16 protein-coding genes, 1 tRNA gene and 1 pseudogene are annotated in these 24,087 nt (G+C 58.5%); 4 read left to right on the top strand and 14 right to left on the bottom strand.

All coding sequences use genetic code 11. The annotated features are described in order from the left end of the window. Positions 1 to 112: 112 nt before the first annotated feature. The 9 genes and pseudogenes from whiA to BMOU_RS05090 all read right to left on the bottom strand — a co-directional run bounded on the left by whiA (position 113) and on the right by BMOU_RS05090 (position 15,649). Positions 113 to 1,063, bottom strand: coding sequence for a DNA-binding protein WhiA (gene whiA, locus BMOU_RS05130; protein WP_034875447.1), 951 nt, complete (start codon positions 1,061 to 1,063; stop codon positions 113 to 115). Positions 1,064 to 1,213: 150 nt separating this feature from the next. Then, a complete protein-coding gene (gene rapZ, locus BMOU_RS05125; RefSeq protein ID WP_034875444.1) occupies positions 1,214 to 2,152 on the bottom strand; it encodes an RNase adapter RapZ in 939 nt (312 codons plus the stop codon). Then, on the bottom strand, positions 2,152 to 3,099 hold the full coding sequence (locus BMOU_RS05120) for a shikimate dehydrogenase family protein (RefSeq protein WP_034875443.1): 948 nt from the start codon (positions 3,097 to 3,099) through the stop codon (positions 2,152 to 2,154). The genes rapZ and BMOU_RS05120 overlap by 1 nt, the downstream gene beginning before the upstream one ends. A 63-nt stretch (positions 3,100 to 3,162) precedes the next feature. Beyond that, a complete protein-coding gene (gene uvrC, locus BMOU_RS05115; protein ID WP_034875441.1) occupies positions 3,163 to 5,484 on the bottom strand; it encodes an excinuclease ABC subunit UvrC in 2,322 nt (773 codons plus the stop codon). A 2-nt stretch (positions 5,485 to 5,486) separates the two neighbouring features. Next, positions 5,487 to 8,421 (bottom strand): annotated as a pseudogene (gene uvrA / locus BMOU_RS05110) (excinuclease ABC subunit UvrA). Between the two features lie 107 nt (positions 8,422 to 8,528). Further along, positions 8,529 to 12,020: an ATP-binding protein gene (locus BMOU_RS05105; protein ID WP_235143711.1), complete on the bottom strand. Its 3,492-nt coding sequence runs from the start codon at positions 12,018 to 12,020 to the stop codon at positions 8,529 to 8,531. After that, on the bottom strand, positions 12,017 to 12,724 hold the full coding sequence (locus tag BMOU_RS05100) for a DUF4194 domain-containing protein (RefSeq protein ID WP_034875439.1): 708 nt from the start codon (positions 12,722 to 12,724) through the stop codon (positions 12,017 to 12,019). Before BMOU_RS05100 ends, BMOU_RS05105 begins: the two co-directional genes overlap by 4 nt. A gap of 3 nt (positions 12,725 to 12,727) precedes the next feature. Then, positions 12,728 to 14,242 carry a DUF3375 family protein gene (locus BMOU_RS05095; protein WP_034875437.1) on the bottom strand — a complete coding sequence of 505 codons (1,515 nt, stop codon included), beginning with the start codon at positions 14,240 to 14,242 and terminating at the stop codon, positions 12,728 to 12,730. A 180-nt stretch (positions 14,243 to 14,422) separates the two neighbouring features. Further along, positions 14,423 to 15,649: an MFS transporter gene (locus BMOU_RS05090; protein ID WP_034875738.1), complete on the bottom strand. Its 1,227-nt coding sequence runs from the start codon at positions 15,647 to 15,649 to the stop codon at positions 14,423 to 14,425. Positions 15,650 to 16,143: 494 nt separating this feature from the next. Here BMOU_RS05090 and BMOU_RS05085 point away from each other — a divergent pair, with 494 nt between their 5' ends. Further along, positions 16,144 to 16,512, top strand: a complete 369-nt coding sequence (locus BMOU_RS05085; protein WP_034875435.1) for a cupin domain-containing protein — start codon at positions 16,144 to 16,146, stop codon at positions 16,510 to 16,512. Positions 16,513 to 16,564: 52 nt separating this feature from the next. Here BMOU_RS05085 and BMOU_RS05080 read toward each other — a convergent pair. Together BMOU_RS05080 and BMOU_RS05075 are read right to left on the bottom strand one after the other, a co-directional pair. Then, positions 16,565 to 16,640, bottom strand: a tRNA-Gly gene (locus BMOU_RS05080). Between the two features lie 112 nt (positions 16,641 to 16,752). After that, on the bottom strand, positions 16,753 to 17,760 hold the full coding sequence (locus BMOU_RS05075) for a VanZ family protein (protein WP_034875433.1): 1,008 nt from the start codon (positions 17,758 to 17,760) through the stop codon (positions 16,753 to 16,755). 319 nt (positions 17,761 to 18,079) lie between these two features. On the opposite strand from BMOU_RS05075, the gene BMOU_RS05070 reads away from it, so the two are divergent. From BMOU_RS05070 to BMOU_RS05060, 3 genes are all read left to right on the top strand, one after another. After that, the gene (locus BMOU_RS05070) at positions 18,080 to 18,742 is read left to right on the top strand and encodes a YczE/YyaS/YitT family protein (protein WP_034875431.1); all 663 of its coding nucleotides are present in this window, start codon (positions 18,080 to 18,082) and stop codon (positions 18,740 to 18,742) included. A 159-nt stretch (positions 18,743 to 18,901) separates the two neighbouring features. Next, on the top strand, positions 18,902 to 19,288 hold the full coding sequence (locus tag BMOU_RS05065; RefSeq protein ID WP_235143710.1) for a DNA alkylation repair protein: 387 nt from the start codon (positions 18,902 to 18,904) through the stop codon (positions 19,286 to 19,288). Between the two features lie 219 nt (positions 19,289 to 19,507). Next, on the top strand, positions 19,508 to 21,133 hold the full coding sequence (locus tag BMOU_RS05060) for a malolactic enzyme (RefSeq protein WP_034875429.1): 1,626 nt from the start codon (positions 19,508 to 19,510) through the stop codon (positions 21,131 to 21,133). A 104-nt stretch (positions 21,134 to 21,237) separates the two neighbouring features. Here BMOU_RS05060 and BMOU_RS05055 read toward each other — a convergent pair whose 3' ends face one another. From BMOU_RS05055 to BMOU_RS05045, 3 genes are all read right to left on the bottom strand, one after another. Further along, positions 21,238 to 22,842, bottom strand: coding sequence for an ATP-binding cassette domain-containing protein (locus tag BMOU_RS05055; RefSeq protein WP_051428920.1), 1,605 nt, complete (start codon positions 22,840 to 22,842; stop codon positions 21,238 to 21,240). Positions 22,843 to 22,933: 91 nt separating this feature from the next. Continuing rightward, a complete protein-coding gene (locus BMOU_RS11570; protein WP_235143708.1) occupies positions 22,934 to 23,326 on the bottom strand; it encodes a GNAT family N-acetyltransferase in 393 nt (130 codons plus the stop codon). Positions 23,327 to 23,381: 55 nt separating this feature from the next. Further along, complete coding sequence (locus BMOU_RS05045; protein ID WP_034875425.1) at positions 23,382 to 23,987, bottom strand: isochorismatase family protein; 606 nt, start codon at positions 23,985 to 23,987, stop codon at positions 23,382 to 23,384. Positions 23,988 to 24,087 lie beyond the last annotated feature (100 nt).

Below are 24,087 nucleotides of genomic sequence, written 5' to 3'. Positions count from 1 at the left end.
GCAATAAGCATGGAATGGCCATATTGCCACTTCTGAATCATACAAGCCCAAACGAACAAAAACACCATGACGTTCGAAAACGTGCATGGTGTCGTGCATGATGTTCCGGAGCTCAGGCGTCCTGCCGACGTGCCTTTTCGGTCTTTTCGGCGAGCTGAAGCAACCGGCGGATGCGGCCTGCGATGGCGTCCTTGGTGATTGGCGGCTCGGCAAGACGGCCCAGTTGTTCCAAAGAGGCATCGGCATGGTCGAGACGCAGCTGGCCTGCGGACTTGAGATTGTCGGGAATGTCATCCCCGAGAATCTCAAAGGCCTGGCGCACCTTGTCGCATGCCTCGGCGGCGGCCTTGGCGCTACGACGCATGTTGGCATCGTCGAAATTCGCCAGGCGATTCGCCTTGCCGCGCGCCTCACCGTCGGAGCGCTTGCCGGTCCACTCACGGGCGGAATGGGGCGCGCCCATCAGAATGAGCATGCGCTCGATCGCGTCGGGATCACGCAGCGTCACACGTTCCGAACTGCGCAGACGACGGGACTTCGCCGTGATGCCCAGACGTCGTGCCGTGGACACCAGGGCCAAGGCGGCTTCATGATTCGGGCATACGATTTCGAGATAGCTGGCCTTGCCCGGGTCGGACAGTCGGCCGTTCGCCAGAAAGGCACCGCGCCAGGCGGCCTTGATCTGGGCGATCTTGCCGTTGATGATTTCACTGGGCAGTCCGAGCACCATGTTCTTGGTGTAGCGGCTGTACAGACCGGTCTGCAGAACCAGAGCCGCGCTTCCCTTGGGGACTCGGATCACGAAGCGCTGGACGATGCCTGTCGGGGTCTGTCTGGAGACCGGGGTCAACGTGGCTTCATGGCCGTACAGGTTCTTGATGGTGTCCCGCAACCACAGAGCCGCATCCTTGGAGTCAAGCTGAGCCTGCACCAGAACATGATGGTCCACCGTGTGCAAGCCGTTGCCGAATCGAATCATCGAAGTGGCCTGCGCCTTTTTGGCGATGGGCAATTCGTTGTCGATTGCGGCCAGCTCGCTTTTGACATCATCCAGAAGAGCCAAGAGCCAACCTCCTACTTTCCTGTTCTTCCCAAAATTTCAGGCGAGTCGCGGGGTGATTCCGCACTGCCACCGGCTTACTGTGATACCGAATATCTTGGACAATCACCGTGTGTTTTCACTATGTTCGGACGCTACATTCTCATCATACGGTCATTTTTCCGCAGAGCGCTTATCGAGTTCACGTGCGGAGACGGTGACGGAAAGTCCTCTCGTACGCAAACGCTTGGCAAGGGCCTCACTCATGGCCACGGAACGATGCTGCCCGCCGGTGCACCCGATGGCGATGGTGACATAGTGCTTGTCCTCCTGGGCATATCCCTCGATCGCCACCGCGATCGCCTTCTCGTAGGCATCGAGGAATTCCCCGGCCCCGTCGCTGGAAAGCACGTAATCGCTGACCGGCTGGTCCCTGCCCGTCATGGAACGCAGCTGCGGCACCCAGAACGGATTCGGCAGGAAACGGACATCAGCCACGAAATCGGCATCAATCGGAATGCCGTATTTGAACCCGAAGCTGAAAATGTGCACGGAAACGGTGGTGGGACCGGAGCCGAGCATGGCCTCATACAGTTTCGTCGACAGTTGGTGGATGCTGAGCTTGGAGGTATCAATGACGATGTCGGCACGTTCCTTGAGGTTCTCCAGCAGATCGCGTTCCTCGAGAATGCCGTCGATCAGACGGTTGCCCTGCTGTAGCGGGTGCGGCCTACGCACCGATTCGTAACGTTTGATCAGCACCTCGTCGCTGGCATCGAGGAACAGGATGCGCGTTTTGACGCCCAAATCGTCCAAATGGCTCAGCACCGCCGACAGATCATCGAAGTAGTCACGGGAACGCACGTCGATCACGGCCGCCAACTTGTGGATGCCCGACCCGGCCGTGGTCATCATGTCAACCAGCGGCACCAGCAATTTCGGCGGCATGTTGTCGACCACATACCAGCCCATATCCTCCACGCTGTCGGCCGCATGGGACCGGCCGGCCCCGCTCATACCGGTGATGAGCAGCACCTCGAAGCCTTCCGCCGGCGCGGCGGCGCTGAAATGGGTTCCCGCCGACTGCCTGTCGATCTCGTTGTCTTGTGCCATCACAGCGCCTCCTCAAGTGCCGCACGCATCGCATGTTCCAATCGTTCGCCCTGCTCCATATCGATGGCGTCGCTCGTCGACGGATCGCCATCCCACACACCGGTCATCAGCAGCACTTGGATTACGGCCTGATACAGCAGCATCTCCTCACCGCCAATGGAGTACCCACCTTGCCTTCTCCATGCCTGCATGAGCTTGGTCGGGCGCGGGTCGTAGACGACATCCAGCAGCGTGCCATGCACGACGGGACCGTTTTCCGTCAGGGTCGCCGCAATACCGTCGGCTGCCAACCCCGGAATCGTATTGATCGCCACGCTTGCCCCGGCCAGGGCATCCAAGGCATCATCCATGGTGACGATGTCGATGGGGTGCCCGCCCGGAAGGAATTTTCTTGCCAGAGGTTCCAGTTCCGTGTTCTTGCTGGGATGTCTCGCCACCACTGTGATGTGGCCGATTCCGGCCATGGCCGTACATGCGGCCAACGCGGAGGTGGCGGTGTTGCCGTTGCCTATGATCACGGCATTGTCCGCATGGTCCGCGGGCGTATTCGGTCTCCGCATCCGATATGAGTGCTCGAATGCCATCCGGATGCCCGGCACGTCCGTGTTGTACAGCCTGATATGCGGGAGATCCGCATCTCCGTCCCGATTCGGTCGGGTCCAGTCGAAGATGGCGGTGTTGGCGACTTTCAGCTCTTTCGCCCACATATCGGATGGTTCGCCGTACGGTTGAACCGTCTTTTTCAGTGGCATGGTCAGACTGAGCCCCGCCCAACTGGGGTCAAGGGATCGCAGGAAATCCTTGAGATCGCCCTCCCCCACCTCGTGTCTGCCATAGAACCAGTCCTCGAGTCCCATCGCGCGATAGGCTGCATTATGCAGCACGGGGGAAAGGGAATGCCCGATGGGCTTCCCCAGAACGGCACAACGATGATTCACGTTCGGCATGTTCCCCTCCTTGACGTTCACCCTTATGCTAACAACTTCGCCGTCATTTCGTGCCGACCGATCTTATTTCGTCCCATCTTTCGGAATGCCTTCGGATTGGTTCCGGCCTCGGTCGCGCGCATGCAGGGCACCGTATATCGATTCCGCCTTGGCATTCCCGATGCCCTTGACCTGTTTGAGATCCTCGATACCCGCCTCGCGCATGGCACGGACCGAGCCGAAATGATTGAGCAATCGTTTCTGATAGGCTTCCCCGATACCGGGAATATCGTCGAGAGCGGAACGCAATGCTCCCCTTCTTCGGCTTTGGCGATGATAGGTGATGGCGAAACGATGTGATTCGTCACGTACGCGCTGTAGCAGGTACATGCCTTCGGATTGGCGCTTGAGGATGATCGGATAGTCATCGTCAGGCATCCAAACCTCTTCAAGGCGCTTGGCCAAGCCGCAGACGGCCACATCGTCGACACCGCAATCCTTCAGGGCACGGGCGGCCGCCATGACCTGCGGCTTGCCGCCATCAACCACCACGAGATTCGGTTTATAGGCAAAGTGACGGCGATCCGTGTTCTGCTGGACGGGTGCGTTTCCTAGGTCGGCGTTCCCGGAGGCCTGGGATGTCTGCGCCGCCTTTTTCTCATTATCCATGCTTTCACCGGTATCGCCCGCGATATTGCCGTGACGGAATCGACGGGTCAATGTCTCATACAGCGCACTCAAGTCATCCAACGCGCCTTGGCCATCCGCACCACGGATGGCGAACCTGCGGTACTCGGACTTCTTCGCGATGGCATCCTCGAACACCACCATCGAAGCGACCTGGAAGGCGCCGCCGACGGTGTTGGAGATGTCGTAGCATTCGATGCGCAGCGGCGCCTGTTCGAGGCCTAACGCCTTGGCTACATCGTTCATGGCCGTGGTTCGTGCGCCCATATCGCTGATACGACTCATCTTGCTGCGCTGCATCGCCTGCCGGGCATTGTCGCAGGCACGGTCCATAAGCTGCTTCTTGTCGCCGCGGCTGGCCACACGAATGGTCACCGCCGATCCGCGCAGGCCGCTCAGCCATTGCTCGAGATCTTTGCGTCGCGCCGGTTCGATCGGCACGATGACCTCCCGCGGCACCGGCGCGATTGGTGCAAGCAGATCGGCCCGACCGGTCTGTTCCTGCCGTTCGTTACGTTCACGGGTGGCCTGCGCGCGAGAGATGGCGTCGGTGGCGGTCACGGATTGTGTGGACCCGATGGCATTGCGTTGCTCGGAAATAACGGTGCCGCCCTGAGCCATCGGCTCATGCCGAATGTTCCGGCTCGCCTCTCCCGTCGCGTCCGAATACACCTGCATGATCAGATCGGCGATCAGTTCCTCATCGCCGATGTCCTCCACACGTTCCACGCTCCAGTTACGTTCTCCTCGGATGGATCCGGCGCGCACGAAGAACGCGTGCACGGAAGCCTCAAGCTCGTCCGATTCGATGCCGAAGATGTCGGCATCCACATCGGAGTCGAACACCACGGCGTTCTGTTCGATGACAGTCTGCAGCATCTGAATCTGGTCACGCAGCCGGGCGGCTTTCTCGAATTCGAGTTCGGCACTGGCCTCCCTCATCTCTCGCGTGAGCTGCGCGATATACGATTTACCGATTCGCCCGGTAAGCACGCCGACAAGCTGCTCGCTCATTCTGCGATGCTCCTCCACCCCGATACGACCGACGCAGGGCGCCGAACATTTGCCGATGGAGGCCAGCAGACATGGACGGTTCGTGACCTCGGCCTTGTGATAGACGCTGTACGAGCAGGTGCGCACGGGAAACGTCTTCAGCAACCGGTCGAGACTGTGCCGCAGATCCCATACCTTCGCGTAGGGGCCGAAGTATCTGGTGTCTCGACGCTTACGGCTGCGGGTGACCCATACGCGGGGAACCTGTTCCCCCGACGAAATCGCCAGATACGGATATGTCTTGTCATCGCGGAACACCACGTTGAACCGTGGGTCGAACTCCTTGATCCATGTGTATTCCAGCGTCAACGATTCCAGTTCGGTGCCGACCACGGTCCATTCGAGGCTGCGTGCGGTAAGCACCATGGTCTGTGTGCGTGGATGCAGCTGGTGGAGCGGCTGGAAGTAGTTGGTCAGGCGATTGCGCAGGTTCTTCGCCTTGCCGACATAGATGACGCGACCTTCGCCATCACGCCATTTGTATACGCCCGGCAATGCCGGGATATCCGAGGTTTTCGGCCTGAACAGGTCACGTGTGTCCCCCAGCAGAGGGGCTCCGTTCCTGTTCACCCCACCGCCAGCATCCTCCGCGGTGTACGGAACGTCACCTTGCAGGTTCGCGGCCGTTCTCCGCCAGACCTCCGGACTGTGCTTTTCGATCATCATGTTCACAGCATGCCGTTAAGGAACCTGCCGGTCCAGGACCGTTCGCACTGGGCGACCTGTTCCGGCGTGCCCTCGGCGATGACGGTACCGCCACCGTCCCCGCCTTCGGGTCCCAGGTCTACGATCCAATCCGCGGATTTCACCACATCGAGATTATGTTCGATCACGATGACGGTATTGCCTTTGTCCACCAATCCCTGCAGTACGAGCAGCAGCTTACGCACATCTTCGAAATGCAGGCCCGTGGTGGGCTCATCGAGAATGTATACGGTTTTGCCGGTGGATCTGCGCTGCAGTTCGGTGGCGAGCTTGACGCGCTGGGATTCGCCACCGGACAGCGTCGGGGCCGGCTGCCCGAGACGGATATACCCAAGGCCGACCTGCACCAATGTATCGAGATACCGCGAGATGGAGGGGTATGCCTTGAAGAACCGCGCGGCCTCCTCGATGGGCATATCAAGCACATCGGCGACGGATTTGCCGTTATACTTCACCTCGAGCGTCTCACGGTTGTAGCGCTTGCCATGGCACTCCTCACAGTCGACGTATACATCCGGCAGGAAGTTCATCTCGATCTTCAGCGTACCGTCTCCATGACAGGCTTCGCATCGGCCGCCCTTGACATTGAACGAGAACCGTCCCGGCCCGTAACCCCGCACTTGCGCCTCGGGCGTTTTGGCGAACAGGGTGCGGATCTTGTCCCATACGCCGGTGTAGGTGGCGGGATTGGAACGTGGAGTGCGTCCGATCGGGTTCTGATCGACATGAATCACCTTGTCGCACTGGCCCACGCCCTCTACGCGGGTATGCTTTCCCGGTACGATACGTGCGCCGTTGAGTTTATTGGCAAGCACAGGATAGAGAATTTGATTGACCAGCGTGGACTTGCCCGATCCGGAGACGCCCGTCACGCAGGTGAACACGCCTAGGGGGAAATTCACCGTCAGATTCTTGAGGTTGTTCTCGCGAGCCCCGACAACGCGCAGCTGTTTGGTCCTGTGTGTTTTCCGACGTGATTCGGGCACTGCGATCTTGCGGCGTCCGGCGATGTAGTCGCCGGTGATGGATCTCGGCGCGTTGACGAGTTTTCTGGCGGGGCCGGAATATACGACCTCCCCGCCATGCTCTCCGGCGCCTGGGCCGATATCGATCACCCAGTCGGCGTTGGTGATGGTGTCTTCGTCGTGTTCGACGACAATCAGCGTATTGCCGAGATCACGCAGATGATGCAACGTGGCGATCAGACGCTCATTGTCACGCTGATGCAGACCGATGGAAGGCTCATCGAGCACGTACATCACGCCGACCAGACCGGAACCGATCTGCGTGGCCAGGCGAATGCGCTGCGCCTCACCGCCGGACAACGTCTTGGCGGCACGCGACAACGTCAAATAGTTCAGGCCAACGTCGTTGAGGAAGCCCAGCCGTGCGCGGATCTCCTTGACCACCTCTCCCGCGATCTGCGCGGCGGAGCCTTCGAGCCGCAGGTCGTTGATCCAGTCAAGGCTCCTTTCGGCCGCCATGTCGCACACATCCGCGATGGATTCGCCACCGACGGTGACGGCCAACACTTCCGGGCGCAAACGGCGGCCGTGGCAGGCCTGGCAGGGCACCTCGCGCATGTACGATTCGTAGTACTGCTTCATCTGGTCGGAATCGGTCTCGTCATGGCGTCGCATAAGTGTGCGGACCACGCCTTCGAAACCGGTCGAATACTCGCGCATGCGGCCCCATCGGTTGCGGTATGAGACCTGCACCTTGAAGTCACGGCCATACATGATGGCGTGGCGGACCTCCTCCGGAAGCTTCCTCCACGGAGTGTCCAGGTCGAAGCCCATCTCGTCGCCAAGGCCTTCGAGCACGTGACGGTAATATTCACCGGTCCCTTTGGTCAGTCCCCAGGGTTCGATGGCACCCTCATTGAGGGTCTTGTCGGGGTCGGGAATCACCAATTCCGGATCGATTTCCAGCTTATAGCCGATACCGGTGCACACCGGGCATGCGCCATATGGGGCGTTGAACGAGAAGGTGCGGGGTTCGATCTCGTCAAGTTCCAGCTGATGTCCATTCGGGCATGCTCGCTTTTCGGAGAATGGCTTACGGCGTTCAGGATCGTCCTCATCCAAATCGACGAAATCGGCGACGATCACGCCTTTGGCAAGCTTCAACGCGGTCTCCACCGAATCGGTCAGTCGCTGTCGAATACCGTCTTTGACCACCAGACGATCCACCACCACCTCGATGGTGTGCTTCTTTTGCTTGGTGAGTTTGATATCGTCCGACAGTTGCCTCATCTCACCGTCGATGAGGGCTCGAGCGTAACCGTCGCCACGAAGCAGCTCCAGCAGATCCTCGAACTCGCCTTTTCGGCCACGTACCACCGGCGCAAGTATCTGGAATCGCGTACGTTCCGGATACTTCAGCAATGTATCGACCATCTGCTGCGGGGTCTGCGCGCTGACCAGCGAACCGCATTCCGGGCAGTGCGGAATGCCGGTCCGGGCGAACAGCAATCGCAGGTAGTCGTATATTTCGGTGATGGTTCCGACGGTCGAGCGCGGATTGCGGTTCGTGGTCTTCTGATCGATGGAAACCGCCGGGCTCAGGCCCTCTATGAAATCGACATCGGGCTTGTCCATCTGCCCGAGAAACTGGCGCGCATACGCCGACAACGATTCGACATAGCGACGTTGACCTTCGGCGAACAGCGTATCGAATGCCAGCGAGGACTTACCCGAGCCGGACAGACCGGTGAATACGACCATGCGGTTGCGCGGAAACTCCAGATCGACGTTCTTGAGATTGTGCTCGCGAGCGCCTTGGATGACGATCTTGAGATCGTTGGGCAGGTGTTTCAGATCAGCTATCAGTGAACCGTTTTCGGCTTTCATCGGCGCTTTTTTTGATTTCTCGTGCGAGGAATGCGTCATTGGTCATGACGCGTTCCACTACGACTTCGCCGTTTGTTGCGTTCGTTCGCTTCGCAGCCACAACGATCCTCCGCTCGCTTATGTTCAGGTTCCAGCTTTCAAGGATACCCCATTTCAGGACTGCATTAGAACGTCTGTTCGAAATCTTTGGTCTGGTCCGGCTGCGGTTTCGGTCTGAAGCTCGGCCTCTTGATCGGCGATGTTTTCGGATGTGAGTTCCTGTAGGAAGGAGCGGCTGGTTTCCGGATCCTTGTATGCCACGTACGCTTTGGTGGATACGCCGAGGATTTCGGCGGTCTTGCTTTCCGGTGCGGATACGATGACTTGGAAACCCAGTCGCGGCAGTACGTTGAGTGCGCGTTGCGTGTATCGGCCGTCGGCCTTGATGAGCGCTTCGTCGAGGAATAGGGTCGTGTATGTGGGTCTGCCGGTCATGTCGCCGCCGAGCAGGTAGATGAGTGCTGCGCCGTAGATGAACGATGTCAGTTCCTGCAGGGCGCCACCGGATTTGCCGCCGGTGGAGCTGATGCGCTCGTCGGGTCCGTCGTCATGATGCACGATGGCGTAGAACGTGCTTCGCGCACGCGGGTCGAGGTTGCGTGCGCCGTAGCTCCTGATGCCGTTCACGTCGCGTACCTGTTCCAGTTCCTGACGAATCCGTTCGATGAGCGTGGCGCAGGAGGCGAATGCCTTGCGTGTGGCATCGGGGTTGTCCTTGTCGTTTCTGAACCATTCGTCAAGCTTGTTCAGTGTGGCTTTCAGAGATGAGGCGAATGCACGTTCGATGGGGCGGAATTCCACGTCGATGGACAGCCTGCCGCCGCGTGGACCGAATTTCTGCTCGGCAAGCATGCCGTTGATGCGTTCAAGCTGGTCCTTGACGTCTTCCTGGTCGGTTGTGAGCGCACGGTTGAGTTGCAGGAAATTTTTGGTGAGTTTGTCAAGGCTGTTGACGTACTCCTCGTCGGTTGCCTCGCGCGTGACGAGCATCTGCAGGCTGCGCAGCTCCTCAAGATAGAATCGGTAATCCTCGATGCCGCCTGTCACGGAATCATCGTCGGGAGCGTACCTTTCCAGGTAGGAGGCCATGCTCTGCTCCACGACGGTACGCAGCTCCCCCGCACGTTTGCCCAATGCCGCGTTCCGCTCGCGCATGGCGCGTTCCATGGCATGTCCGACGCGCGTCCCGAACGAATGCTCGCCGGCCTCGTCGTTCCCGCCGGCGATCAGTTTCGGTCTGTCCTCGGCATGGACCACACCGCCGAAGCATCCCTCATATGCGTCGGCCAGAGTGTTCGATACATCGCCGGATAGCGCATCATCGTCAAATTCGATGTCCTCATATGCATCCAGCCATGCGTGTTCGGCATCGACCGTCGCCTGGGCCAGTTTCATTTCGTTTTTTGCGTGGTAGAAGCGGGCATTCGCCTCGTCAAGCAGCCTGTCGATCTCCTTTCGTCGTTCGGTAAGCTGCGTCAGTTCAGGATTGCCTTCAATCTGCTCGATCCGCCGTTTCAGATTCTCGACAAGCGTTTCCGCACCGACCACATCGATTTTGCTCCACGTCATATTCGCGACCAGATCCGCGAGATTCTTTTCCGCATGCATCAGGTCGATGCTCTTGCGAGCCATGTCGCAGCGACGTTCGGTATCGGACAATCTACGATCTGCTTTGTCAAGCTGTTGCTTCAATTCCGTCAGATAGTCTTCGTTGACGAAACCGATGATCGGATTCATGCCCTTGGTGCCATGGAAACCATGCGCACCGGACTTGATCTGACCATCCACCTGCACCTGACGGCGTTCATGTGCGGCATCGTCGATCGTCTCCACGCACAATGCATCCAAACGGGTCGAAGCGGTCTGTTTCTTCAGCCAGCCGGAGAACGGCGAATCCTCACGATACTGCAGTTTCGACGACATCCAACCGTCATTGCCGGCGAATTCATAACTCTTGTCCACATCCACGAACCGCCAAGTGCGCCGGGTCATCAGCGACGGATCGATCGCGCTGACCTTCGCCGCGAATCCTCGCTCATGTCGTCCATCGACAAGAATGGTCTGCGCAATCGGCGCATACGTGACGTTCATGGCGGTGCGCCACTGTTCGTCGCACTCGCGTACGTCCATCAACTCCGCCACATACGGCAATTCGGTCGGGTCCAGGCCCACCGCCTTCGCAATCAGCGCACGAGCCTCGTCCATCGCCTGGGTGATGCGGGTCCTTTGCCTGCGTTTGCGATCGTAGTCCCGACGTAGCTGCGCACATTCCTGATTGGCGGCGGCACGCTCGCCGATCAGGCGATCCCGCTTGGATTCCAGTTCCTCCATGCGTTCGTCGAATGTTTCCATGGATTGGGCCAATGCGTCACGCTTCGCGTTCCAGGAGGCCTCGTCGGACGGCAATGCGCCTTCGACGCCCTCGAATTTCACGGCGATGCTTTGACGCTGCGAGCGCACATCCCGCATGTCACGTCGGGCGCGTTCCAGGTCATCGTTCAGCCGTTGCAAGGTTCCGCCGTCAATGCCTTTGATGCGTTCGACGACGGCTTCGCGTTGCCCGTTCAGATCGGCGATCCGCTCCTGTGCCTCATGCAGGTCGCGTTCCTGCTGCTTCACCTTGCGTTCGGCGGCGGGCAGTCCGGCTCGTACTTCGCTGGCCATGCGCGAGCGCGTCCATAAGGTCAGGGTTTCGAGGCCTTGCCGGCTGTTGGGATTCACGGCTTCGTATTCGCGTACCTGAGTCAGGTGTTTGGCGTATGCGTCGTATTGGGTTTGGATGTCTTGGAGTCTGGCGACGCGTTTGGCCTTGTCCTCCATGCTATGGAAGTTGGCGTTGAACCGATCGTAGTCGTCGACGGTGTCCTGTGCGAGTCTGAGCGCTTCGGGAACGTCGAGAACGCCTTGTTTGAAGATGTCGTCGAGCCGTGATGGCGCGTCTGCGGATTGGATTTTGTGCAGGAGTCGGCATGCTTCGGCGCTCAGGCCCATCTCCTGCCAGATGTATGCGTGGAATGCGCTGGCATTGGGGAATATGCTGCAATCCGGATACGCTTTCCTGAACATGTTGGGGGTGAATGGCGTATCGCGGTACTGGTCCATGTTTCGCGGATCGATTTTGCGATTCCATGCGATATAGCGGCGACGTACCTCATCCTTGCCGTCTCCGGCGGACAGATAGAGGAATTTGCCGCAGGAGAGCATGCCCCCGTCGGTGCGGTTCACGTATGTGTCGACGATGGCGCCCCATACGGCCTGCGGCGTACCGGTGGCGTCACGCCCTCGCAGGAAGATCGGCGTTTCGCCGTGTTCGCCGTCGCTGATGCCGATCATGCCACGCAGGTACGTGTAGTCATTGCGTTCGGAGCGACCGGAGTTGGATGCCTTGTTGTAGGGTGTGCCGGTTGGGTACAGCAGTGAGATCTGTGCGTCGACGAGGGTGGATTTGCCGGATTCGCTGGCGCCGGCCAACAAGGTGATGGGCGATTCGGCATCGATGGACGGCCTGAATTCCTGATAGCCGTCATAGGAACCCCAGTTGACGATCTGTCGGCTTTCCATCATCCAACAGTCGGCGACGATCCTCATATCGTTTCCTGTCATCATCGCTCCTCTTCGTCGATCGTCGTATCCTCATCGAATATGGATTCCGACGTTTCCGCATGCGCATCGTCCGTCATGGCCTCCGCTGTCACACCGAGCCACTCGTCAGCCAGCCGCCGGTCGAGTACGATCGGCACCAACGGCGTGATCGCAAGCATTTCGTCATCATCCGTCGGCTCGAGATAACCGTAGGTCGTCATGCGAGAGATCGCGGCGGCGATCTTCTTCGTCGTACCCTCTTCGTCGTTGCCGCCCGCAAGATAGCCGGCACCTGTGGCGAGCGCGGCGCGGATCTCGTCGCGGCTGACCTGCCAGTCGGCCACAGGGGTCTTCTGGTTCTCGTATTCGAGCACGTGGATGCGCAGGAATGCGAGCATGGCCGCATCCTCGCGGCTGAGGCTTGCGCGGGTTTTGAGCGAACGGATGTTCGTTTCGACGCCGCCGACGGGTGCCGCATACATGACGTGGTATCTCTCGTTGGATACGAGTCGGAGCATGTCGTTGTTCAGGGAGCGTTCGACGGCTTCGAGGTTGTCTTTGACCAGGTTGAACAGTTCGCCGGAGATGTAGCGCTCGCGTTTCAATGCGATGGCTGCCATGCGGGCGTCGGAGCTCATGTCGCCGGTGTCGCCGTCGAACAGTGCGGGCTGTTCGACGGGTGGGAATGACCGTTCGATTTCCGTGGTTTCGTTTGCTTCGTCCGTCATTCCTTATTTTTCTCCTATGATGTCGTCAAGTGTTGCCGTGGTGGTGAGGATTGGTTGGGTGCGCCATGTTCTGGCGGTGCCGTCGAGCGATATGCAGTTCCAGGTGGCGTATGCCGTGTCGTTTTCGGTGCGTAGTGCGCTGAGGAAGCCGATGATTTCGCTCTCTCGCCGTTCGTTTTCGGGCAGTTGGTTGAAGCTTGCCGCGAAGTCGACGCGTGTACCGTCGGCGGTCATGACCGGATTGCGGTTGATCAATCCGGCCATGTGCCGCAGACGTGGTCCGCATACTTCGATCATGGCTTTGAGATCGGGCATTTCGACCGTTGGCCGACCGTCAACCAGTTCCGCAATGGTGTTTCTTACCATCGGTTTCGCTGGCTTGGTGGGCAAGGTCGCGATTTGCGCGAGTCCGGTGTCGGTATGGTATGGCCGGTCCGTGGCGTTCGGGTTCGTCTTCGCTTCGGCGCTGGCTTTGGCGAACAGCTGGTTCAATGTGGCCAGCATGGTGCGGTAGCGGGTGTCGGTCTGCTGGCGGACGAGGCGGCTGATCGCCTCGTCCGAGGCGCGCGTTTGCCTGCGCACATCCTCGATGCCGGAATAGATGCGTTCAAGTTCGGCGCGGACCTGGCCGAGCAGCGCGCCCGGTTCGCCGTCCAGATACGGGTTTCTGGCGATATCGCGCACGGCGTCGTCGATTTCCTGGCGTCCTTCGTCGGTGACGATCACCTGGAACGCGTCTTCGAAGCGTCTGCCACTGTCGGATTCGCGGAACGACTTGCGGTATTCGTCATGATAGGCGGTAAGGATGCCTTCCACGCTCATGGCGCCAGCCTGCATGCGACGGCGGAGCGCGTCGCCGTTGTCGCGTTCGGCAAGCGCCAGCTCACGTAGGTCGATCGGCACGCCCCGAAGTGTGTTGTGGATGACGTTGATGATGTCGCCAACCTGTTCGGAGGTCAGTCTTTCGATGGTTTCGTCGTGTTCGAGTTCATCGATTTGCCTCTGACGTTCCCTGATGTCCTTTTTGAGCAGTTTGATGCGTTCTCGCGGGTCGGCGGTCAGCTGCATGCGTGCGTGCTCGATTTCCATGATGATGCTGTTCGCCTGCGCGCCGGACAGCGCCTGTGTGGTGTCTTCCAGCCGGTTCAGCGCTTCGATCGCGCGATGCGCACGTGCCGTCAGACGGTACAGGTAACGGTGCGAGGCGACGTCCAGCGAATTGGCGAGCCAGGCGTATTCATCGTCGCCTTCACGGGTCAATTCAAGTACGATTGCATGCGAGGCCTGTCTTGGCGTCTGATCGTCCTTCAGCATGTAGTCGCCGGTCTCGATCAGGCGTGACAGACTGCGGGAGATGCGCTCCTCCAGCACGTCACGCGGTAGTTCACCGGTAAGCGGGTCGAACGAGGACCGCAACAACGCAACGTACAGCATCGAGTTATTGCGCAGCAGAAGCCTCAGCACCCCGGTCTCATATATGGGCCGGAGCCGTTCCAGCTCCCGTCTCACGTCAGCCACGGCAATCCGCCCTTTCCGTATTCAGCCGTCCAATGGTCCAAGCTCCCATTGTAGGCGAGAACCAGTTCGGGCCGTGGATTGTCAGGGCGATCAGGGATACGGACTGCGAACGTTAGCGGGGCCGTCCCCTGATATCGGAAACGACCCCGCCGCCACGCATGCCTGATTCGATCCGGATGCCTACTCGAGGGCGGCGCCCTTCTTGTCCGGCACGAAGAACATGGCGATGAAGGCGACCACGTAGATCAGGGAGATCGTACCGATCGCGAAACCGAAACCATGGCCGGTGGCGATGGCCGCGATGGCGACCGGACCGAAACCACCGCCGATGAAACGGCCGGTGTTGTACAGTGCGGTCTGCGCGGTGGCGCGCAGTTCGGTCGGGAACAGTTCGGAGATCAACGCGCCGTAGCCGCCGATCATGCCGTTGGCGAACATGCCCATGAGGAAGCCGCCGATCAGCAAGGCGTTCGGATCCTTGAGCTGGCTGTAGATGACGACCATGACGGCGGCGCCGATTTGAAAGATCCAGAAAGCCGGACGGCGGCCCAGATGATCGGCGAGGAAGCCGAATACGGAAATGCCGAGCATCATGCCCAGCACGGTGACCGCGGTCCACAGGCCGGTGGAGGTCAGGCTCAGCTTGAGTTCGGTGTTCAGGTAGCTCGGCAGCCAGGTCATGATACCGAAATAGCCGGCATTCTGCACGGTGCACAGCACGATGATGGCGATGGAATATTTCACCCGTTCCGCGGTGGCGAACAGTTCTCGCAACGAACCGTGTTTCTCGTCGTTCCCGCGATGTTTGAGATAGATCGGAGGTTCCGGAACGAACACACGGATGAGAATCGCAACGATGGCCGGAACGATGCCGATGGCGAACAGGCCTCGCCATCCGAACGACGTGATGATCGGCGCGGACAGGAGTGAGGCGAGCAGTACGCCGACCTGAAAGCCCAGACCGACGCCGGAAGTCGCGCGGGCGCGGCGTTCGGGTGAGGATGCCTCGGCCGCGATCGCCATGCCGATGCCGAACTCCGCACCGATGCCGACGCCGGCAAGGAAACGGCACAGCGCCATCATAAGGAAATTCGGGGCGAACGCCGATGCCAGCGTAAACACCCCGAAGAACACCACGGAATAGGTCAGCACACGAATGCGACCGTACTTGTCGGCCATTCGGCCGAACACCAGACCGCCAAGGAACGCGCCCGCCAACGTGATGGTCGTCAACATGCTGGCGGTGGTCTTATCGATGTTGAAACTGGCCATGATGCCTGACATCGCGAAGCCGAGAATCATCAGATCGAGGCCATCGAGCGCGTGGCCGACTGCGGACGAGAACACGGCAAGGCCGGCATAATGCTTCATGCCGCTGGCCTTGTCCACGTCCTCCTTCTCTGCCATGAACACAATTGCTCCCCTCTTACTCGATTTGGGTAAATCTCATCAAGGGTAAGGCAAGGGGGAGTCATGGCATGGCGGACACCGAAAAAGCCATGAAGAACGGCCGGCATGGGAGACATCCCACATCGTGGGCCGAAGACACGGAATGTCTCACGTACGGTTGGATCGACTCACCCGATACTCATACTCATGAGCTGCGCGGCGTACTTCTCGACGAGCTCGCTGTCGCGTTCCGTCCACACATGGCTCGCGGAATCATCCGGTACGAAATCAATGTCCTCGTTCATTGCAACAGCCTCCATGGTTCACGTTCCGGCATCGTTGCCGAATTCACAACCATCATCAAGTGTCCGACGTGGACACCACCTTTTCAAGAGGGTATTCACATCGTGGTCGGCCCATGGCGAAATACCGTTTCCCAGCTGATTGAATTCGTTTTCGAACACGCATGTCTGACGCTACTATGGGCGTATCCAATCTCAAGGAGCGAATATATGAGCAATGAGCAAGTATCCGGGCAGGAGCCGATCGAACTGGGATTCATCGAACATCTCGAAGACATGATCAGCGTGCAGGAGGGTTCCACGGTTTCCCGCACCGTCATGCAGCAGGAGGGCGGCAATGTGGTGCTCTTCTCCTTTGATGCCGGTGAGGAGCTCAGCGAGCATACCGCCGCCATGCCCGTTTTCGTACAGACCCTGAAAGGCCGCCTCAAGGTGACCGGCAATGGCAGGACCGTGGATCTGGTGCCCGGCGGGCTGGCCTACTTCCCCACCCGCATTCCGCATGCGGTATACGCCGAGGAACCGTCCATCATGATGCTGACCATGATTACGCCGGCACGGAACAACGTCGGCGACTGATCGGAAATGATCCGAAATACAGGAAAAGCTCCCTCATGGGGAGCTTTTCGTTTGGAGCGGACAACGGGACTCGAACCCGCGGTCTCAACCTTGGCAAGGTTGCGCTTTACCAACTAAGCTATGTCCGCATGCGTTCCCACCGCGGTGGACAACGAGTCAGTAATATACCCGAGCCATAACGGGGGGCGCAAACCTCGGCGTGTCGCATCCTGCCCGGTCCTGTGCCCCTGATGTTCCCACTCAGATAAGGTCATACGGCATGCACTTCTTAACGAACCAGAAAATCACCAAGGCCACGACCACCAACAACTGCCAAAGACCAAGCACGATCGCCCCGAACGTCGCCAGGTACAGCACCACCGCACGTACCGCATAGAAGGCGGCCCGTCGCCAACCGAAACGCATCGTCGTCTCGACGGTCATGCGGGTGAATCCGCCGCCGAGCGTACGCCCAGCACGGAACCATGGAACGATCACCTCGAAGACCACGTACATCGCGATGGTGGCATACAGGGTATCGCCGATGCTCATCGATTCGATGGACCGTGCGCCGAAAACGAACAGCAGCATATGAATCAGCAGGCTCACCGACAATGACGCGACCTCGATCAGTACGAGATCGATCATCAATGCCACGGATCGGCGTAGAAAACCCGGCTGAGTGGTGATGGCGCTCGGTTCGATACGCTCGTCCGGCACGATCCTGTTGAACAGTCCGGCAAGGGCGAAGCCGATAAGCGCGCCGACGGTATTGGTGATCAGATCATCGACATCGAACAGACGGTAGGAACAAGGGTATAGGCCCCAGTCGCCCGTCAACTGCGTGGTTTCGATGAGCAGCGAGCAGCAGAACGCGGCCGGAGCCGCCAGAACAAGCCTCCATCGGAAGGTGCGTTTCATAAAGAAGCCAAGGGGCATGAAGAATACGATGTTAAGCGCAATCTGCAGAATGCCGACGATGCCGGCCGACCGAATGTCGTGAACGAATTCGAAAGGGTTGAGTTGCGGCTGCAGATGATGGGTGGCGCAGTAGGCCGCTGGATGCTCCGGCATCGGATACGTGGTGAAGCATACAAGCGCCAATAGGTACAGCACAATCAGATATGCGGTCAGCGCCGACGTGAACCGGATGCGGTTATCCCGATGGTACAGCAGTGCGAGCACCGGCAGCGTCAATATGAAGGAAAGGAACGGCCATAGCATGACCGCCAACATGAATGGTCGGGTGAAACTCTCGATGAACGCCATCTTGGATTATTGCCTCCGTCCGCTCTTTTTCGCATCCCCTATGTGATTCATATTTCCGTATTCACGATAGGCAGTCCGACCGCCTTTTCGATATCGTTCGTCGGATTCAGTTTTCAGCTGATCGGCCATGCCCCCTCATTCCCAAGTATGAGTTCGACCGCACCTTCCGCCCCGCCTATCGGTAACGGTGGCGCGTTACGGGCATCGGTGTCGAGACGGTTGCCTACGTTCGGTTTCGGCCATACGCCGGATCCGCATACGCAAGTCAGGCTTCTGCATCGTCCGCGCGCATCCGAAGGATCAAGAGGGAAAGGATCATATGAATCATCTGCTGCGTCGTTACCTGTATTTCATTCTGGGAGTAGTGATCAACTCCTTCGCCATCGCCTTCATCACCAAGGGCGATATGGGAACTTCGCAGATTTCCAGCGTGCCATACGTGCTCAGTCTGAAATATCCATTGAGTTTCGGCGCGACCACGTTCATCTTCAATCTGCTGTTCATCATCATGCAGATCGCCTTGCTGAGACGTGATTTCCGCCCCGTCCAACTGCTGCAGGTGGCGGTCAACCTGGTGTTCAGCCTCATGATCGACGTCAGTATGAATCTACTTGGCTTCCTCGATCCGACCGCCCTGTGGGAGCGACTGCTGTGCGTGGCGGTCGGCTGCGTCATCCTGGCGTTCGGCATCGTGATCGAGGTTTCCCCCAACGTGCTTATGGTGCCCGGCGAAGGTATCGTCCATGCATTGTCCACCGTCACCAAAGTGAGGCTCGGCACCACGAAGATCATCTTCGATGTGACGCTGATAGCCATCGCCGTGGTCCTTTCCTTCGTGTTCTTCGGGGGTCTTTGCGGCGTAGGCATGGGAACCGTGGTCTCCGCATTATGCGTAGGCCCCGTCATCAACTGCATCAATCGCTGGTTCAGGTTCCCCGCCCGTATCCGTGCGCTCTCCTTGGTCACGGACCGTAACCGTTAGGTCCTCTTTCGGCATCCCGCACCGCCTTCGCCCATCAAGGCCACGGAGAAATAGAATGGTGAGGTGTTCAACCCGTGTAAGGGGGGGGGGCAACGGATCAGCGAAGAGATTCAGGAGGCAATCGTGGAGTGTGAGGCGATAACCCGCCATTTGCATACCTTGGCCGACGCATCCTACAAGGCCTTCAACGCCAGGTTGATTCCGAACGTGGCTCCGGAGACGATGATCGGCATTCGTCTCCCGCGATTACGTAGCTATGCCAAGGAACTGCTGCAATCGGACGAAGACAATGGCACCCATGTTGTGAAGGATTTCCTCGGAACTCTTCCGCACGCATTGTTCGAGGAAAACATGCTGCACGCGATGCTGCTCAGCCTTGCCGCACATTCCACCGATGAGGCATGTGGGATGCGGCCATGGCCATGCTTCTCCCGGATGCTCCGGACAAGCTGCGTCTGGATGGCTGGACCCACAACAAAAGCATTCAGAAGGCTTGTGAATCACGTCGTATCACCAACGAACGGAAGTCGTATCTTCGGACCTTGAAAAGGGATCTCCCTCGGAAATAGGCGTGTACGCCACACCTGTCAGGGCCGATCACGGCAATTTGGCCTGGTGAAGGTTAGGCTGTCAGATTATTGCCGCGGATGACCCCGCCATAGCGCAGACAACCTTGATATAGTTCGATGCACAGTTTGCCGCTCCACCAAGCCCATGATTACGGAAAAGACATCATCGGCAACGGCAATGTCGTAGGAGGTTGTTATGACAACGGCTCAGAATATACTGAATGACCCATTTATGAACAAAGGCACCGCCTTCACGCTTGATGAGCGCGAAAAGCTTGGACTGGTGGGCGTACTTCCACCGTACGTACAGACGATCGAGGAGCAGGCTCAGCAAACATATCTCCAATTCCAGTCGAAAGGGACGAATCTGGAGAAACGTCTGTTCCTGATGGAGATCTTCAATACGAACCGCACCCTGTTCTATTATCTGTTCGCCCATCACCTCGACGAGTTCAATCCCATCGTCTACGATCCCGAGATCGCCGAGACCATCGAAAACTACAGCCATCTGTATGTGCAGTCGCAATATGCGGCATACCTTGACGTGGAGCATCCCGAGAATATCGAGACGACGTTGAGGAACGCGGCGGGCGATCGGCACATTCGATTGATCGTGGTCACCGACGCGGAAGGCATCCTCGGCATCGGAGACTGGGGAATGAACGGTGTTGACATCTCCGTGGGCAAGCTGATGGTGTACACCGCGGCGGCCGGCATTGATCCCGCTTCCGTATTGCCGATCGTCATCGACGCCGGCACCAACCGCCGGCAGCTGCTTGACGATCCGCTGTATCTGGGTACACGGCACGAGCGCATCAGGGGCGAACGATACTACGCGTTCATCGACCGGTTCGTACGGACCGCCGAACGGCTCTTCCCGCGACTGTACCTGCATTGGGAGGATTTCGGCCGCGAGAACGCCGCGACCATCCTGAACAAGTACAGGAATTCCATCGCCACGTTCAACGACGACATCCAAGGCACCGGCATCGTAACCCTGGCCGGCATTCTCGGCGCGTTGAACATCTCAGGCGGCAAGCTGACCGACCAGACGTACCTGTGCTATGGCGCCGGTACGGCAGGTGCGGGCATCGCCGAACGCGTCATGGACGAGATGATGGGCGAAGGCCTGTCACGTGAGGAAGCGCTGAACCATTTCTATATGGTCGACCGGCAGGGTCTGCTGTTCGACGACATGGATGACCTCACACCGCAACAGAGGCCGTTTGCCAGGAAGCGCTCCGATTTCAAGAACGCCGACCAATTGACCGATCTGGAAGAAATCGTCCGTACGATACGCCCGACCATTCTGGTGGGCACGTCCACGCAGCCAGGCACATTCACCGAGAATATTGTCAGGTCGATGTGCGAGACCTGCGAGCGCCCGATCATCTTCCCGCTGAGCAATCCGACTGAACTTGCCGAGGCGACCGCGCAGGATCTGATTGTCTGGTCGGAGGGCAAGGCGTTGGTCGCCACGGGCATTCCGGCCGGTAGTGTGACTTATGAGGGCGTTGAGCATGTCATCGGGCAGGCGAATAATGCGCTGATCTATCCGGGCCTTGGTTTGGGTATGCTGGCTTCCGAGGCGAGCTTGCTGACGGATGAGATGATTTCCGCAGCGGCGCATTCCTTGGGTGGCATGGTCGATGCGACCCAGCCGGGAGCTCCGGTGTTGCCTCCGTTCAAGGATGTTAGGCGGGTTTCCACCAGAATCGCCGAGGCCGTTGCCCGTAAGGCCCAGGAACGGGGCCTGTCGCGCACCGGCCAGACCGACATGGCGGCTGCGGTGCACGATATTCAGTGGGAGCCACGCTATTAAAGGCATGATTTGGCTTTGAGGCCTAGCATTGATGAAAGGCGGGCCTACGCGTCCTGATCACACGGAGCGCAAACCCGCCTTCGATAACATGGTCGTCGCCTGGCCTATCCGACCACTTGGTCGAGGAACCACTCGTCATGGCTGACCACCAGCAACGCTCCCGGATAGTCGGCAAGACATCTTGCCAGAGCCACCTTGGATTCCAGGTCAAGATGGTTCGTCGGCTCATCCATGACGATCAGCTGAGGCCGGTCAAGAATGCCCAAACACAACATGAGCTTGCGTAGTTCGCCCGGAGATGGCGCTTCGTTGGAAAGCAACTTATCCGGATCGGCGTTGAGCTGGGCGAAGGCGGCCAGCACCTGCGAGCGTTCCTTGCCCTGTAATGCGGCGAGTCGTCTCATGGTTTGAGAGAGCGCGGCTTCTCCTGTTTGCTGCCGGATGATCAGATGTGGCACGTCTTCCGGCATGCTGTCCAGCAATGCGTTAATCACGGTTGTTTTGCCGAGTCCGTTGGCACCGGTCAGTCCGATATGATCTTGCGGTCCGATGCTGAGTTTTGGTATGGCGACGCCCGGCATCCGTGGTTTTTCACCACTCATCTCTGGATTATGCGCGACCTTCCATTGATGTCCGTCGGCATGCAGTATGGATTGTGTTGGCGTTCTCGCGGTATCGTTCGAGCTGGTCACCCTGCCGCTGCCGAATATGATAATACCTTCCGTGAGATGCAGGAGCTCCTTTCTGTTGCTTGGCCGTATGTCGATCCAGATGTCGCCGTCGTAGCGTTTGGCCGCTACGGTTAGTGAATCCAGCGTGCGCTGTGCTCGTTCAAGACGCTTGTTCATTTGTCGGTATGCGACACCCGAAGCGGTATCGGTCTGTTTTTCGATCCATTTGTGGTGATCGAGGGCACTGTGATCTTTGCGGTCGATTTTCCACCCGTTGCGTTTGCGAGCATATGCGCTTTGCATGGCTTGATGCCGCTGTGCCTGTGCGGACCGCAGTCGTATGACTTCCTGCCGTGCCGCACGGATTGACTCCTCGTCTCCACGCAGTCTGGACGTCATCTGCTCATGTGCTTGCGTATATCCGCCATCATATGTGCTGATGACGGTGATGTTACGCCCACTGATGTGCTGTCGTTCGAATATGACGCATCGTGCACATGTAGCGTCAACCAGTGCGACATCGTGGGAGATTACGATGCCTATGCCCTGGTATTGGCGCATGGCTTCGACTATGGCCTTCCGTGTTTCACCATCAACGTGGTTGGTGGGTTCGTCAAGCACGAGCACATCGGGACGCGCTGTGATTGCGCAAGCGACCTGCAATCGTTTCGTTTCACCTCCGGAAAGCGTTTCATAACGGTAGGGCCAGTCATCGCCGATGTGTAGCGCGTTGCGTACACGCATGGTTTCGGGTGACCAGTCCGTGGCGAAGTCGTCGAGGTTCTTAGGCCTCACCATGTTGTCTTGTGGGCAGGTGGCGATAGTGAGTCTATGCGGGTCCGGGCTGATGCTGCCGGTGTCAGCGGGCAACATTCCGATGGCGATGTTCAGTAGAGTCGTTTTGCCGAGGCCATTGTCGCCGAGCACAGCGGTCCATCCTTGCTGGAAAGATGCGGACACGTGTTCGAACAGTGGTTCGGGCGTGGACGGATAGGTGTAAGAGATATCAGTAAGCGTGAGCATTGTTGTCCGGGCCATGTATGGGCTTCTTTCTCATACAGGCGCACTGCGGGTCTTCATTGTGAAAAAACGAACGAATACGGAACCGTGAAATGTGCATACGAGCAGGCTACGCGGCAGTGCGCTTCAACGCGCACGGTTCTGCCGACGGTATTCGTCGCTCGTTAGATACGCAATGTTCCGTTTCTCTTTCCCGAAAACCCTCTTGGCATATGGGAGGATTTAAAACATTTGACATATCCCATCGTAGCATAAGTAGGGTGCCAGCTCCCCTATGTTGATACTCGGGAAGCACTGCCACATCTTTGATGAGATATGCCATGGCGTAATCACCGAGGAGTCTGGCCATACCGATGGGCTTGCCATCATCAAAAATCATGAATCCTTGCAACGAGTGATTCAATGCAACCCTGATCTGTTCCAATCCGGGTGCATCCCATCCCACAGAACGATATATCGCCTCGAATTGCTCGGGTGTGGGCATTTTTCGTTCGATTTTCATTGGTCGCCCCTCCTAGTATTTGGGAGTCGGATTGATATCTGCTGATTGGGACCGATCAGTCGAGGATGATGTCGGCCTCGCTCATCCGCCGACGGGCTGCGATACCGAGTTCCTCACTGACCGGTTCGGTCAGGTTTTCGATGACATGCACTTCGAACCCCAGCTTTTTTGCGTCGAGAGCGGTCTCCTTGACGCAGTGCGATTCGGCCAGTCCGACCACATCGACCCGTGTGATGCCTGCGGTCTTCAACCCGTTGGCGAGTGTCTTGCCTGCGGCCATGGCGGCGGAGACTTCTTCGCGGGTGGGGATGCGGTCGGTGTTGTCCTCGAAGCCTTCGAAGCCGGAATATGAGGGCGAATACTGGCCCTTCTTGAAATGATGATCGATGTTCAATGCGGCGATGGCGGGATGCAGTTCGGCATTGGCGGTTCCGGCCTTGCCATGCACCGGCCAGGTATCCACGAAGTCAGGATGCTCGGACCAGTGGGTCCCCGGCTCGATATGCCAGTCCTGCGTGGTCGCGATATATGCGTACTCGCTCCGGTGTGCGTTCACATAATCCGCGATACGTTCGGCGACCGCATTGCCTCCCTGTACACCAAGTTCGCCTCCTTCGCAAAACGTCGGCTGCACATCCACCACGATCAAAGCCTTTGCCATGCTTCTTCCCTCCTGAATGGTTCCGACACCACTGTAGCGGATCGTTCACGCAAGTGGATGATTCGTTTCGTCCGCTGCGGCAACGCAATATAGCATCCTT

This window comes from Bifidobacterium moukalabense DSM 27321, from assembly GCF_000522505.1.
GTDB lineage: Bacteria > Actinomycetota > Actinomycetes > Actinomycetales > Bifidobacteriaceae > Bifidobacterium > Bifidobacterium moukalabense.
This window is presented reverse-complemented; position numbering and strand designations above follow the sequence as displayed.